11 protein-coding genes are annotated in these 12,710 nt (G+C 67.3%); all 11 read right to left on the reverse strand.

What is annotated here, in order from left to right:
• Window positions 1–83: 83 nt before the first annotated feature.
• Entirely contained in the window at window positions 84–1,538 is a 1,455-nt protein-coding gene (gene guaB, locus RWO33_RS03325; protein WP_314101974.1) for an IMP dehydrogenase, read from the reverse strand.
• Between the two features lie 222 nt (window positions 1,539–1,760).
• A complete protein-coding gene (gene folD / locus RWO33_RS03330) occupies window positions 1,761–2,636 on the reverse strand; it encodes a bifunctional methylenetetrahydrofolate dehydrogenase/methenyltetrahydrofolate cyclohydrolase FolD (RefSeq protein ID WP_314101976.1) in 876 nt (291 codons plus the stop codon).
• 38 nt (window positions 2,637–2,674) lie between these two features.
• On the reverse strand, window positions 2,675–4,504 hold the full coding sequence (locus RWO33_RS03335) for a monovalent cation:proton antiporter-2 (CPA2) family protein (protein ID WP_314101977.1): 1,830 nt from the start codon (window positions 4,502–4,504) through the stop codon (window positions 2,675–2,677).
• Window positions 4,505–4,646: 142 nt separating this feature from the next.
• Window positions 4,647–5,786 (reverse strand): molybdopterin-synthase adenylyltransferase MoeB, encoded by a 1,140-nt coding sequence (gene moeB / locus RWO33_RS03340; protein WP_314101979.1) that lies wholly within the window; start codon window positions 5,784–5,786, stop codon window positions 4,647–4,649.
• Window positions 5,787–5,953: 167 nt separating this feature from the next.
• Window positions 5,954–7,351: a ribosome biogenesis GTPase Der gene (gene der, locus RWO33_RS03345; RefSeq protein ID WP_145477856.1), complete on the reverse strand. Its 1,398-nt coding sequence runs from the start codon at window positions 7,349–7,351 to the stop codon at window positions 5,954–5,956.
• Window positions 7,352–7,363: 12 nt separating this feature from the next.
• A complete protein-coding gene (bamB, locus tag RWO33_RS03350; RefSeq protein WP_314101982.1) occupies window positions 7,364–8,572 on the reverse strand; it encodes an outer membrane protein assembly factor BamB in 1,209 nt (402 codons plus the stop codon).
• Window positions 8,572–9,210: a tetratricopeptide repeat protein gene (locus tag RWO33_RS03355; RefSeq protein ID WP_314101984.1), complete on the reverse strand. Its 639-nt coding sequence runs from the start codon at window positions 9,208–9,210 to the stop codon at window positions 8,572–8,574. Before RWO33_RS03355 ends, bamB begins: the two co-directional genes overlap by 1 nt.
• Window positions 9,211–9,279: 69 nt before the next feature.
• Entirely contained in the window at window positions 9,280–10,146 is an 867-nt protein-coding gene (locus tag RWO33_RS03360; RefSeq protein WP_145477859.1) for a RodZ domain-containing protein, read from the reverse strand.
• Between the two features lie 6 nt (window positions 10,147–10,152).
• Complete coding sequence (gene pilW, locus RWO33_RS03365) at window positions 10,153–10,950, reverse strand: type IV pilus biogenesis/stability protein PilW (RefSeq protein WP_145477860.1); 798 nt, start codon at window positions 10,948–10,950, stop codon at window positions 10,153–10,155.
• Window positions 10,937–12,142, reverse strand: coding sequence for a 23S rRNA (adenine(2503)-C(2))-methyltransferase RlmN (rlmN, locus tag RWO33_RS03370; RefSeq protein ID WP_145477861.1), 1,206 nt, complete (start codon window positions 12,140–12,142; stop codon window positions 10,937–10,939). The genes pilW and rlmN overlap by 14 nt, the downstream gene beginning before the upstream one ends.
• Before the next feature lie 10 nt (window positions 12,143–12,152).
• On the reverse strand, window positions 12,153–12,578 hold the full coding sequence (gene ndk, locus RWO33_RS03375; protein WP_145477862.1) for a nucleoside-diphosphate kinase: 426 nt from the start codon (window positions 12,576–12,578) through the stop codon (window positions 12,153–12,155).
• Between the last annotated feature and the right edge of the window lie 132 nt (window positions 12,579–12,710).

Here is a 12,710-nt window from a genome sequence, read left to right on the forward strand (position 1 = left end):
GAGGAACGAAAATCAGGCAACGAAGGCAGATAGAGAAAGAGGAACGGGAATCAGCTTCCTCGTTCCTCTTCGCTCATGCCGCGTCAGGCGCGGTAGTTCGGCGGCTCTTTGGTGATCTGCACGTCGTGGACGTGGCTCTCACGTTGGCCGGCGCCGCTGATCTTGACGAACTTCGGCTTGCTGCGCATGTCTTCGATGTTGCCGCAGCCCACGTAGCCCATGGTGGCGCGCAGGCCGCCCATCAGCTGGTGGATGATGCCGCCGACCGGGCCGCGATACGGCACGCGGCCTTCGATGCCTTCGGGCACCAGCTTGTCGGCGCTGGAGGCGTCCTGGAAGTAGCGGTCCTTGGACCCCTTCTCCATCGCCGCCAGCGAACCCATGCCGCGGTAGCTCTTGTACGAACGGCCCTGGAACAGCTCGGTTTCACCGGGCGATTCCTCGGTACCGGCGAGCAGGCCACCGATCATGATGGTGGAGGCACCGGCGGCCAGCGCCTTGCCGATGTCGCCCGAGTAACGGATGCCACCGTCGGCGATCAGCGGGATGCGGTCCTGCAGCGCTTCGGCGACCAGGTCGATGGCGGTGATCTGCGGCACGCCGACACCGGCGACCACGCGGGTGGTGCAGATCGAGCCCGGGCCGATGCCGACCTTGACCGCGTCCGCGCCGCTGTCCAGCAGCGCCAGCGCGGCTTCGCCGGTGCAGATGTTGCCCCCCACGACCTGCACCTGCGGGAAGTGCTTCTTGACCCAGCTGACGCGGTCCAGCACGCCCTGCGAATGACCGTGCGCGGTGTCCACCACCAGCACGTCCACGCCGGCGGCGACCAGCGCTTCGACGCGGCGATCGGTATCGCCACCCACGCCCACGGCGGCACCGACCAGCAGGCGGGTCGCGACGTCCTTGGCGGCGTTGGGGTAATCGGTGTTCTTCTGGATGTCCTTGACGGTGATCAGGCCACGCAGGGCGAAATCATCGTTGACCACCAGGATCTTTTCGATGCGGTTGCGGTGCAGCAGCTGCAGCACTTCCTCGGACGCGGCGCCTTCCTTGACCGTGATCAGGCGATCCTTCTTGGTCATGATGTGGCGGACCGGATCGTCCAGCTCGGTCTCGAAGCGCATGTCGCGATGGGTCACGATGCCGACCAGCTGGCCGCCATCCACCACCGGCACGCCGGAGATGTTGCGCGCCTGGGTCAACGCCAGCACGTCGCGGATGGTGGTTTCCGGACCGACCGTGATCGGGTCGCGGATGACGCCGGCCTCGAACTTCTTGACCGTGGCCACTTCCGCGGCCTGCTGCTCCACGCTCAGGTTCTTGTGGATGATGCCCATGCCGCCGAGCTGGGCCATGGCGATCGCCAGGCGGGCTTCGGTGACCGTATCCATGGCGGCCGAGAGGATCGGCAACTTCAACCGCAGGTCACGCGTGAGGCGCGTTTCCAGGGTCACATCCTTGGGCAGGATGATGGAATGGGCGGGGACGAGCGAGACGTCGTCGTAAGTCAGTGCTTCAGCCTGGATGCGCAGCATCGGCATACCCGAGATGTGGGGAAGCGCGACATTTTACCCTGATTTCGCCCCGATGGGCAGGGGCCGGATGCGACGCTGTGTCGCGCCGCGGTCGGCCGTTCATGCGGCGATCGACCGTGGCCGGCCGCACGACCAACGGTCGTGCGCTACCGGCTTGCGGGACGGACGATGGGCGGAGCGCCCCGGTAGGTGACGACCGTTGGTCGTCACGGCCTCCCGGCGTCAGGACGCTTCGGCGGCCTCGATGGTGTTCTGCATCAACGTCGCCACCGTCATCGGCCCTACCCCACCCGGCACCGGGGTGATCCAGCTGGCGCGACCGGCGGCGGCCTCGAAGCCCACGTCGCCGACCAGGCGGCCGTCGTCCAGCCGGTTGATGCCCACGTCGATCACCACCGCACCCGGCTTGACCCACTCGCCTGGCACGATGCCCGGGCGGCCCACCGCGACCACCAGGATGTCGGCGTTGCGCACCGACTGCTCGAGCACGTCCTTGGGGGTGAACTTGTGGCAGCTGGTGACGGTGCAGCCGGCGATCAGCAGCTCCAGGCCCATCGGCCGGCCGACGTGGTTGCTGACGCCGACGATGGTGGCGTTGCGGCCCCGCACCGGCTGGTCGGTATGGCCCAGCAGCGTGGTGATGCCCCGCGGCGTGCACGGGCGCAGGCCGAATTCACGCAGGGCCAGGTGGCCGACGTTTTCCGGGTGGAAGCCGTCGACGTCCTTGCGCGGGTCGATCCGGTGGATCAGGCGGCTGGCATCGGGGATGCCCGGCAGCGGCAGCTGGACCAGGATGCCGTGGATCTTCGGATCGGCATTGAGCTGGTCGATCAGGGTCAGCAGCTGGGCCTCGCTGGTACCGGCCGGCAGGTCGTAATCGAAGGCTTCGATGCCGACCTTCTCCGCGGCGCGGCGCTTGTTGCGCACGTACACGGTCGAGGCCGGGTCGCCCCCCACCAGCACCACGGCCAGCCCCGGGCGGCTGCCGCCTGCGGACAGGCGGGCGTCGACACGCACCTTCAGGCTGTCCAGCAGGTCTTCGGCGATGCGGCGGCCGTCCAGGATGCGGGCGGTATGACGGGGGGCGGGATCGTTCATCGAATGCGGGCGTGGAGCGGTGGGGAACGTATTGTCCCCTATTCCTCTTCTTCCGGCACTTCGTCGGCGTTGAGGGTGCGCGCCTTGCGCTTGGGTGCGGTGAACGGGGTCGGCGTGGGCACGCCGGGCAGCGCGCTGCCGAACACCATGTGCGCGCCGGCGCGCAGGTCGCCGCCGGCCATCTCCAGTTCGAAGCGCTCGGCGTCGCGTTCGCGGATCTGCTCGGCAATGTCGCGGGCGTCGTCCTCGTCCGCGCCCAGCTCGACCAGCGCGGCCTGGCCGAACATCAGCGCGGATTCGAAGGTTTCGCGGATCTGGAAATCCACCCCGGCGTGGATCAGGCGCAGCGAATGCTCGCGGTCGAACGAGCGCACCAGCAGCTTGGCCTGCGGGAATTCATGCGCGACCAGCTCGACGATGCGGTCGGCGTCCTGCGCGTTGTTCACGCACACCGCGATCGCACGCGCAGTGGCCGCGCCGGAGGCATGCAGCACATCCAGGCGGGTACCGTCGCCGTAATAGATCTTGAAGCCGAAGCGCTCGGCGTTGTGGATCATGTCCACGTCGTTGTCGATGATGGTCACGTCCACGTCGCGCGCCAGCAGCGACTGGCTGGCCACCTGGCCGAAACGACCGAAGCCGATCATCAGCACGCTGCCGGACATGCCCTCGGCGGTGTCCACGCCTTCCAGCGACACTTCGCGCGCCGGCATCAGCTTGTCGTGCAGCAGCACGAACAGCGGGGTCAGGGCCATCGACAGCACCACGATGGCGGTCAGGTTGGCGTTGACCTCGATACCGATGACACCGGCAGCAGCGGCGGCCGAGAACAGCACGAACGCGAACTCGCCGCCCTGCGCCATCACCACGCCACGATCCAGCGCCTGCCGATGGTCGCTGCCCAGGATGCGCGCCACGGTGTAGATGCACACCGCCTTGGCCAGCATCAGCGCCAGCACGCCGGACACGATCAGCGGCCAGTTGTTGGCCACCACGGTCAGGTCCAGTGCCATGCCCACGCTGAGGAAGAACAGCCCGAGCAGGATGCCGCGGAACGGTTCGATGTCGGCTTCGATCTGGTGGCGGAAGGTGGATTCGCTGAGCAGCACGCCGGCCAGGAACGCGCCCATGGCCATCGACAGCCCACCCAGCTGCATCAGCAGTGCCGCGCCCAGCACTACCAGCAATGCGGCGGCGGTCATCACCTCGCGCGCCTTGGCGGCGGCCAGGATGCGGAACAGCGGGTTGAGCAGGAAGCGGCCGACCAGCACCAGGCCGATGATCGCGCCGGCGGCGATCGCCACGCTGATCCAGCGCGAGCTCGCCCCGGCATCGGCCTGCACCGGCGCCATGAACGCCACCACCGCCAGCAGCGGCACGATCAGCAGGTCTTCGAACAGCAGGATGGAGACGATCTTCTGCCCGGACGGAAGCGCGATGTCGCCGCGCTCTGCCAGCAGCTGCATCACCACGGCGGTGGAGGTCAGCACGAAACCGGCGGCGCCGATGAAGGCCACCGGCAGCGGGAATCCGAACAGCATGCACACGCCGGTGAGCACCGCGCCGCAGACCACGATCTGCAGCGTGCCCAGCCCGAAGATTTCCCTGCGCAGGCTCCACAGGTGCGAGGGGCGCATTTCCAGCCCGATCACGAACAGGAACATCACCACGCCCAGCTCGGCGGTGTGCAGGATGGCCTGCGGATCCGAGAACCAGCCGAAGCCGAACGGTCCAATCGCCAGCCCGGCGGCGAAGTAGCCCAGCACCGAGCCCAGCCCCAGGCGCCGGAACAACGGCACCATCACCACCGCGGCACCCAGCAGGGCGACGACTTTCACCAGTTCACTGGCACCTGCTTCCACCGCCATGCGGTTGTTTCCTTGCAACACCGATCAGCCGTCACGATAGGACAAGTTGACGCAGGTACCTAGCACGCAGGTGCGCATGATCGTGCCATCAATGGAACGACTGGCGATAAATTGCGCAGATCGTCTCGCTATCGCGGCGTACTCAGCCAGAGCGGCAGAACGCCGCGTAATCGATGTAGCCCGGGAACGCACGATCCGGCGCGCACAGGGGACAGCCGGGGTCCGGTGCCAGGCGGATCTCGCGGAAGCGCATCGCGAGCGCATCGAAGGTCAGCAGGCGCCCCGCCAGCGGCTCGCCGATCTGGAGCAGCAGTTTCAGCACTTCGGTGGCCTGCAGCAGGCCGACCATGCCCGGCAGCACGCCCAGTACGCCGGCCTCGGCGCAGTTCGGTGCGAACTCCGGCGGCGGCGGTTCCGGGAACAGGCAGCGGTAGCACGGTGCCTGGCCGCGCCGGCGACCCGCATCGAACACCGACACCTGCCCGGTGAAGCGTTCCACCGCGCCATACACCAGCGGAATGCGGTGCTGGATGCACGCATCGTTGAGCAGGTAGCGCAGCGGGAAGTTGTCCGAACCGTCCAGCACCACGTCCACGCCGTCGAGCAGCGCGTCGACGTTGTCCGAGGTGACCCGCGCCTGCACCGCGTCGACGTCCAGGCGCGGATTCAGCGCCAGCAGGCGTTCGCGTGCCGACTGCACCTTGGGCTGGCCGACGCTGGCGTCGGTGTGCAGGATCTGCCGGTGCAGGTTGCTGCGGTCCACCAGGTCATCGTCGGCGATGCGCAGGTGCCCTACCCCGGCCGCGGCCAGGTAGAACGCGGCGGGCGAGCCGAGGCCGCCGGCACCGAGCAGCAGCACGCGGGCGCCAAGCAGCGCCTCCTGGCCGGCCACGCCGACCTGCGGCAGCAGCAGGTGCCGGGAGTAGCGTTCGTTGAAATCGCGCTCGTCGTCGCTCTGGATCGGCTGCACGAGCGGCAGGCCGGCGGCGCGCCAGGCGGTGGTGCCGCCGTGGACGGAACTGACGTGGGGGTAGCCGAGACCGAGCAGGGCCTGGGCGGCGTCCAGGGAGCGCCTGCCGCTCTGGCAGATCAGGATGAGCTCGCGGTCCGCGGACGGAAGGTGGGCGGAGGCATTCGCCTCGAGCTCCCCTTTCGCGATGCCGAGCGCGCCTTCGGCCATGCCGGCGGCACGCTCGTGCGCTTCGCGCACGTCGACCAGCAGGGCGCCGTGGGTGAGGCGCTGGCGGGCTTGGCCCGGAGAGATCTCGGGAATGTCGGTCATGGCCGCATTATCGCTCGCGCCCGGATCGTAGAGCCACGCCCTGCGTGGCTGCTCTCCGCGGTGGCACCGCGCAGCCACGCAGGGCGTGGCTCTACCACTTTACAGCCAAGCCCCCGAAGGCGTGGCTGCAGCAGCGCCGCGGGGAGTCGCCCCCGCGGCGAGCTGTTTCAACGGCCCTTTACGTGCCGGATCAGGCGCTTCTTCTTCGCGATCTGGCGATCGGTCAGCTGGTTCTTCTTGCCTTCATAGGGGTTTGCACCCTCGCGGAAGATGAACTGCACCGGGGTGCCGATCAGCTTGAAGCGCTTGCGGAAGAAGTTTTCCAGATAGCGCTTGTAGGACTCGGGCAGTTCCTTGAGGCGCGTACCGTGCACGATGAAGGTCGGCGGATTGGATCCACCCGGATGCACGTAGCGCAGCTTGGAGACGTGGCCGCGGATCGCCGGCGGCGGGTTGGTCTCGTAGGCGATTTCCAGCGCCTTGTTGACTTCGCTGGTGCTGAACTCGTGCGTGGCCGAGGCATGCGCCTGGTGGATCGCACGGAACAGCTCGCGCAGCCCCGAACCATGCTTGGCCGAGATGCGCACGGTTTCCGCCCACGGCACGAAGCCCAGCTTGCGCGACACCAGCGCTTCGGCCTGCTCGCGCTGGTAGTCGGTCAAGCCGTCCCACTTGTTGATCGCCACCACCAGGGCGCGCCCGGCGTCGAGCACCGCACCCAGCACGGTCGCGTCCTGGTCGGTCACGCCTTCGCTGGCGTCCAGCATCAGCACCGCCACCTGGCACTGCTCGATCGCCTGCAGGGTCTTGATGACGCTGAACTTCTCGACCACTTCTTCGACCCGGCCCCGGCGACGCAGGCCGGCGGTGTCGATCAGGCGGTATTCGCGGCCATCGCGCTCCAGGTCCACCGCGATCGAATCGCGGGTGGTGCCCGGCACTTCCGAAGCGATCATCCGCTCCTCGCCGAGGATGCGGTTGACCAGCGTCGACTTGCCCACGTTGGGGCGGCCGACGAAGGCAATGCGCATCCGGTTCGGATCGTTGTCCATCTCCTCGCCGCTGCCCTCTTCGGGCAGGCGCTGGACCACTTCTTCAAGCAGGTCGTCCAGGCCCTGGCGATGCGCGGCCGACACGGTCAGCATTTCACTGAACCCGTAGCGGGCGAACTCCGCGCGGACGGTGTCTTCGTTGGTGCCGTCGATCTTGTTGATCAGCAGCAGGGTCGGCCGCGACAGCTTGCGCAGCCATGACAGGATCTCGTCATCCAGCGCGGAGGTGCCATCACGGGCATCGACCACGAACAGGATCAGATCGGCCTCACCCGCGGCAGCGCGGGCCTGGTCGGCGGTAGCGCCGGCCAGGCCTTCGTCATCCTCCGAGATACCGCCCGTGTCGACGACGAGGAAATGGTTGTCCTCGTCCAGACGGCAGACACCATAGTTGCGGTCCCGGGTGACGCCGGGCTGGTCATGGACCAGGGCGTCACGGGTACGGGTCAGCGCATTGAAAATGGTGGACTTGCCGACGTTCGGCCGTCCAACCAGGGCGACCAAGGGCAGCATCGCGGTAACTCCTTATTTTGCCAACCGGAATGCGGTCAGCTTTCCATCAACGTTCTGCACCAGCAGAATCCCATCGGCGACCACTGGCTGCGCCAGCAGGGCATCGCCGCCACTCTTGGCGCGCCCGGCGAACTCGCCGTTGTCCGTGCGCAGCCAGTGCAGGTAGCCCTTGTAGTCACCGACTACAACGTAATCGCCCTGCACCACCGGCCCGGTCAGCGAGCGGCGGGCCAGCCCGGTCTGCGACCACATGGCGGTGCCACTGGCCTTGTCCAGCCCGAACACGCCACCCTTGTTGTCGGTGACGAACACATTGCCCGAGGTCAGGGCGACGCCACCGGCGCCACCGTGATCGCGCGCCCACAGCGGACGGCCGGTCGGGCCTTCGATCGCCATGGTCTGGTTCTTGAAGCTGCTCACGAACAGGGTGTTGCCTTCCAGCACCGGGGCGCCGTCCACGTCGGACATGCGCTCCAGCTCGGTGCGGCCTTCGCCGTTGGCGACCATCTGGTCCCACACGGTGCGGCCGTCCTGCATCCCCAGCGCCGAGACGCTGCCATCGTCATTGCCGATGAACAGCACGCCGGGGCCCGCCACCACCGGCGCGTTGCCGCGCACGGTCAGCGCGGGCAGCTCACGCGGGTTGAACCACTTCTGGGTGCCGTTGCCGGCATCGAAGGCGGTCACCCGGCCGTCGTTGCTGCGCACGAACACGATGCCCTGGCCCACGGCCGGGGCGGAAATCACTTCGCCGGGGACCTTGGCGCGCCACTTTTCGGTGCCATCGTTGGCATCCAGTGCGATTACCTGGCCGTCCAGCGTGCCGATCACGACCAGGCCGTCGCCCACGCCCGGCCCACCGGACAGGCGCAGCTTCGGCTGCTTCTTGACCTTGGCCGGTTCATAGGTCCACACGGTCTTGCCGGTCTGCAGGTCCAGCGCATGCACGCCACCGGTGATCGCCGCCGCGTATACGCGGCCGTCGGCCACGACCGGCCCCTGGCGCACGCCGATGCGCTTCTCGCCCTTGCCCAGGTTGGTGCTCCAGACCCGGTCGACCTTGACGGTCGGCTCGAACTTGACCAGCTCCGCCGGTTCCAGTGCCTTCTTGGCCTCTGCGTCCTTGCCCGCGAACCAGCCCTTGACGGTGCTGCAGCCGGACAGCGCCACGCCCATCAGGACCAGGGTGGCAACGCGCTTGATCATGACCATCTGTTTCATTACACCGACTCCGCGGGGTCGGCGACGGTGCCACCGGCATCCATCACCTTGGTTTCCAGGACGCGCCGCTGCGGCGCTGCCACGTCCAGCGTCTTGAGCGCCTTCTCATACAGCCCACGGGCCTCGTCACGCTTGCCCGATGCGATCAGCGCGTCGCCATGGATCTCCAGGCTGGCGCTGTCGGTCGCATCGCCGAGCAGCTTGATGGCTTCATCGTGCTTGCCGGTGGCGATCAGCAGGCGCGCGATGCGCTGGTTGATCGCAGGCTTGAACGCGGGGTCGGCGTCGATCGCGCGCAGGGTCGCCAGCGCCTCTTCATTCTTGCCGGCCTCGACCTGCGCCTTGGCCAGCTGCAGTGCCGCCAGGTCGGCGTAGATCTTGGCCTTGGTGCCATCCAGATCCTTCACGCCCTTGGCCGCTTCATCCAGCTTGTTGTCCTCGAGCTGCTTGAGCACCGCCTGATACTGCGCGTTGGCGCCGGTCAGGTGACTGCCCTGCTCCTTCTGCCACCACTGCCAGCCGGCAATGCCGCCGATGGCGATGGCCACGCCGGCAATGATGCTCACACCGTTGTTCCGCAGCCAGCTGCGGACGCGTTCACTTTGTTCGTGCTCGTCGAGCAGGTCGTCGATCGCCATGCGTACTCTCGCCCCTGCCGGTCAGGAGGGACTGTTTGAATTGGACTGTCGAAACAGTAGAAACGCGGCTCAGTGTGAAACCGGAGCCACGGAGCCGTCAGAGGATACCGTAAAGCGTGCCACGTTGGCTCGCTGGTACGGTGAAAGGTCGACGATAGTGCCGGCCTGCTGAACCTCGACCGCCGACGCGTTGCCCAGCACCATGCGGGCCACCTGGCCGGGGCTGAACGTGCGGGTTTCGCCCGATTTGACCAGGGCCTTTTCCACGGTACTGCCATCCGGCGCGGCAATGTCCACCCAGCTGTCGCCCTTGAACTGCAGGCTCAACGCACCCGCCGGCGCCGGCGCGGGGGCATTCGGCCGCGGCACCGGGGTCAGCGAAGCCAGGTACGGGGCCGACGGGGTGGCCGGCGCAGCGGCGGGCGCTGCGGTATTCGCTGGCTGGGTGGCCGGCGCATCCGAACCGGCAACCGGAACCGCTGCCGGAATCACGTCCAGCGACGCGGTGTTGGGCGTCGGCGCGGTACCGTCGAAATGGCCGCGGGTGGCAAACCAGACCGGCACCGCCAGTACTGCGGTGATACCCACGTACAGGGCGCGACGCCCCAGGCTTTCGGCAATACGCCGTGCCCGCGGGGTGTGCGTGTGACTGACAAGTTGCGGCGGCACCACCGGTCCGATCCGGGACTGGTCCAGCACTTCACCCAGGTCGACCTTGAGCAGGCGCGCATAGCTCTTCAGCTGGCCGCGGACGAACACCGGCGCGCCCAGGCGGTCCCACTGCTCGGCCTCCAGCGACTTCACCACCTGCACCGGCATGCGCAGGGTCTGCCCTACTTCCTCGAGCGTCAGCCCTGCCGCTTCACGCGCCTGGCGGAGGCGGGCCCCACAGCCGGCCGCGGTATCAAGTGCGCTCACAGTCTGGTCATCAATCACAATGCTTCAACCCCGGGATTTAGGAGCCGCATCCTGCGGAAATTCTTCGCGAATTCGCTGCAGATAGCGACCGGATGCCACTGTGTCACCAAGCTGCGCCTCGATCTGAGAGGCAAGTTGTAACACGGAACGCGTGGCCGGTGCAGCCGACAGACGCCGTTGCACGAAGGCCCGGGCCTCGAAATAGCGGGCCTGGGCGTACTCGCTGCGGGCCATCGATTCGAGCGCATACGGGTTGGCCGGATCCAGCGCCAGCGCCCGGCGCAGGTCGCGCGCCGCGCGCTCGGGCTGCCCGGCATCCAGTGCACAGCCACCGGCATTGGCGAGCGCGGCGCCCGGGGTGCGATAGCCCGGCGCGGCCACGGCGCGATCGAAGAAGGTCAACGCCTCTGCGTAGCGGGCCTGGCCGCATAGCCAGGCACCATAGTTGTTGAGCACATTGCCGTCGTTCGGGGCCAGCTCGGCCGCCTTCTGGAACAGCGGGCCGGCCTCGGCGGTCGCGCCGCGCTGGGTCGCCAGCGCCGCCAGCAGCACGTAGGCATCGGGCCGTCCCGGCTCCAGCTTGAGCGCGTTCTTCGCGCGCTTCTCGGCCATCTCGGACTGCCCGCTGCGCAGCGCTTCCGCCGCCAGCGTGAGCTGGTCCTGGTAGTTGACCCGGCGCCGGGTGTCGGCGCTGTCGCGGGCCACGTACTCCGGTGCGACCCCCAGGGGTGCGCTCATGGGTTTGACACCCTTGCTGCCACAGCCGGCAATTGCCAGCGCGACGAAAACAACGGCTGGCAATCGAAGGTCAGGCAGCGGCATCCCGGTTTTTCCCGTCCTGGAGCGTCTTGTTGAACTCGGCCTGGCGACGCGTGCGGTCCATGACCTGGCCCTTGAGCTGGCCACAGGCGGCGTCGATGTCGTCGCCGCGGGTACGCCGCACCATGGTCAGGACCTGCGAATCGAGCAGGATCTTCTGGAACGCGCGGATCTCGGCATCCCCGGAACGCTCGTAGCGCGTGCCCGGGAACGGATTGAACGGAATCAGGTTGACCTTGCCCGAGTGCGCGGCCTGCACCGCGTTGTCGAACTGGCGCATAAGCCGCGCCAGCTGGCGGGCGTGCTCGGGCTGGTCGTTGATGCCCTTCATCAGGGTGTATTCGAACGTCACCGATTCACGGCGCTTGTTGGCACGCAGGTAGCGCGCGCACGACGCCATCAATTCGACGATGGGGTACTTCTTGTTGAGCGGCACCAGGGTCTCGCGCAGCGCATCGTTCGGCGCATGCAGCGACACCGCCAGCGACACATCGCTTTCGGCCGACAGGCGGTCGATCTGCGGCACCAGGCCGGAGGTCGACAGGGTCACGCGCTTGTTGGCCAGGCCGTAGCCAAGGTCGTCGCGCATCACGTTCATGGCGCGCACGACGTTGTCGAAATTCATCAACGGCTCGCCCATGCCCATCATCACCACGTTGGTGAGGCGACGCTGCTTGTGCGGGATGTTGCCCAGGTGGCGCGCAGCCACCCACACCTGGCCGATGATCTCGGCGGTGGACAGGTTGCGGTTGAAGCCCTGGGTGGCCGTCGAACAGAAGGTGCAGTTCAGCGCACAGCCGACCTGCGAGGACACGCACAGCGTGCCGCGGTTCTTGTCCGGGATGTACACCGCTTCGATCGCGTTCTTGCCGTCGGTACCCATGGCCAGCAGCCACTTGTGGGTGCCGTCGGCCGAGGGCTTGTCGAACACGATGTTCGGAACGCGGACCTCGGCATGCTGCTTCAGCTTGCTGCGCAGCGCCTTGCCCAGGTCGGTCATTTCATCGAAGTCGGTGACGTAGTGGTGGTGGATCCACTTCATTACCTGGTGGGCACGGTAGCGCGCTTCGCCGAGGGTCTCGGCGAAGAAGCGCTCCAGGCCCTCGCGATCGAGGTCGAGCAGGTTCTGCTTGGCCACCGGCGCGCCTTCGGCGAGCACGATGGGGATGGCGGTGGGCTGTACGACCTCGTTCACGGCATTACTCTCAGCGCGAGACCACTTCGGTCGCGGCGAAGAAGTACGCGATTTCAATCGCGGCATTCTCGACCGAGTCCGAGCCGTGGGCGGCATTGGCATCGATGGAATCGGCGAAGTCGGCGCGGATGGTACCCGGCGCAGCGTCCTTCGGATTGGTGGCGCCCAGCAGGTCGCGGTGGGCCAGCACGGCGTTCTCGCCTTCCAGCGCCTGGATCATCACCGGGCCGGAGATCATGAACTCGACCAGCGCGTTGAAGAACGGACGCTCGCGGTGCACGGCGTAGAAGCCTTCGGCTTCGCGGCGCGACAGCTGCTTGTACTTGGCGGCCACGACCTTCAGGCCAGCCTTTTCGAAGCGGGCGTAGATTTCGCCGATGACGTTCTTGGCGACGGCGTCCGGCTTGATGATGGAAAGGGTGCGCTCCAGCGCCATGGGAAGTTCTCCGTTGGGCGGGCCACTGATCGGCCCGAGAGTAACATGAAAAAAACCCGCGTCAAAACGCGGGCTTAGCCTATATACGTGGTGGGGATTCTACAGGGTCGCGGGGCGTGATGCCATGGTGTC

The sequence above is a fragment of the uncultured Stenotrophomonas sp. genome (assembly GCF_963519925.1).
In the GTDB taxonomy this organism is placed as follows: Bacteria; Pseudomonadota; Gammaproteobacteria; order Xanthomonadales; family Xanthomonadaceae; genus Stenotrophomonas; species Stenotrophomonas maltophilia_AE.

Bases quoted from the DNA above. Each gene is read 5' to 3' on its own strand.
- guaB (WP_314101974.1), bottom strand. From the start codon at position 1,538: ATGCTGCGCATCCAGGCTGAAGCACTGACTTACGACGACGTCTCGCTC.
- folD (WP_314101976.1), bottom strand. From the start codon at position 2,636: ATGAACGATCCCGCCCCCCGTCATACCGCCCGCATCCTGGACGGCCGC.
- RWO33_RS03335 (WP_314101977.1), bottom strand. From the start codon at position 4,504: ATGGCGGTGGAAGCAGGTGCCAGTGAACTGGTGAAAGTCGTCGCCCTG.
- moeB (WP_314101979.1), bottom strand. From the start codon at position 5,786: ATGACCGACATTCCCGAGATCTCTCCGGGCCAAGCCCGCCAGCGCCTC.
- der (WP_145477856.1), bottom strand. From the start codon at position 7,351: ATGCTGCCCTTGGTCGCCCTGGTTGGACGGCCGAACGTCGGCAAGTCC.
- bamB (WP_314101982.1), bottom strand. From the start codon at position 8,572: ATGAAACAGATGGTCATGATCAAGCGCGTTGCCACCCTGGTCCTGATG.
- RWO33_RS03355 (WP_314101984.1), bottom strand. From the start codon at position 9,210: ATGGCGATCGACGACCTGCTCGACGAGCACGAACAAAGTGAACGCGTC.
- pilW (WP_145477860.1), bottom strand. From the start codon at position 10,950: ATGCCGCTGCCTGACCTTCGATTGCCAGCCGTTGTTTTCGTCGCGCTG.
- ndk (WP_145477862.1), bottom strand. From the start codon at position 12,578: ATGGCGCTGGAGCGCACCCTTTCCATCATCAAGCCGGACGCCGTCGCC.